Genomic DNA, 821 nt, shown 5'->3' with positions numbered 1-821 from the left:
CCGGCAGCGCAAGCCATAGGTCAGCCTGCGTATTTTTGCAGGTTGGCCATCATCTCCTTCAACGCTTCCATGTTGTCGGCCGGGTGCGCGGCATTCTCGAAATTGCAGATCTGCTGCCACTGAGCCGCGACGTCCTCGGCATCGAAGCCGGCCTGCGGGTCGAAGCCGACGCCAAGGCTGCGTTCCCAGCGCACCTTGCCCATCCAGCCGCCACCCACTTCGAACAGGCCGGAGGTTTCCTGGCACTGCTCGCTAGCCAGATACACCACCAACGGACTCACCAGTTCGGGTTTGAGCTGCTCGAACACCTGCGGCGGAATCAGCCCCTCGGTCATCCGCGTGCCGCCGGTGGGCGCGATGGCGTTGACCAGCACGTTGTTCTTGCGCCCTTCCAGCGCCAGCGTGCGGGTCAGGCCGTACAGACCGAGCTTGGCCATGCCGTAGTTCGACTGCCCGAAGTTGCCATAGATGCCGGAGGTCGAAGCGGTGAAGATCACCCGCCCGTAGTTCTGTTCGCGCATGTGCGGCCAGGCGGCACGGGTGACCTTGTAGGCGCCCTCGACATGCACCCGATAGACCAGATCCCAGTCGGCGTCTTCCATCTTGTGGAAGGTCTTGTCGCGCAGGATGCCGGCGTTGTTCACCACCACATCGATGCGGCCAAAGGAATCGAGGGCCTGCTGCACGATGCGATCGCCATCGGTTACTGAATCATGATTGGCGACAGCGGTACCGCCCGCCCCGCGAATTTCCTCCACCACTCGGTCGGCGGCGGAGCTGTTGGCTCCATCGCCCTGAGTGCTGCCGCCCAGATCATTGAC

1 protein-coding gene is annotated in these 821 nt (G+C 63.2%); it reads right to left on the bottom strand.

Annotated elements, in window-relative coordinates; translation table 11 throughout:
• Positions 1-20: 20 nt before the first annotated feature.
• A partial coding sequence (locus tag LO50_RS23320; RefSeq protein WP_044316525.1) for an SDR family oxidoreductase occupies positions 21-821 on the bottom strand: 801 nt, incomplete at its 5' end.

Origin of the sequence: Stutzerimonas stutzeri (assembly GCF_000935215.1) — a bacterium.
Taxonomy (GTDB): domain Bacteria; phylum Pseudomonadota; class Gammaproteobacteria; order Pseudomonadales; family Pseudomonadaceae; genus Stutzerimonas.
This window is presented reverse-complemented; position numbering and strand designations above follow the sequence as displayed.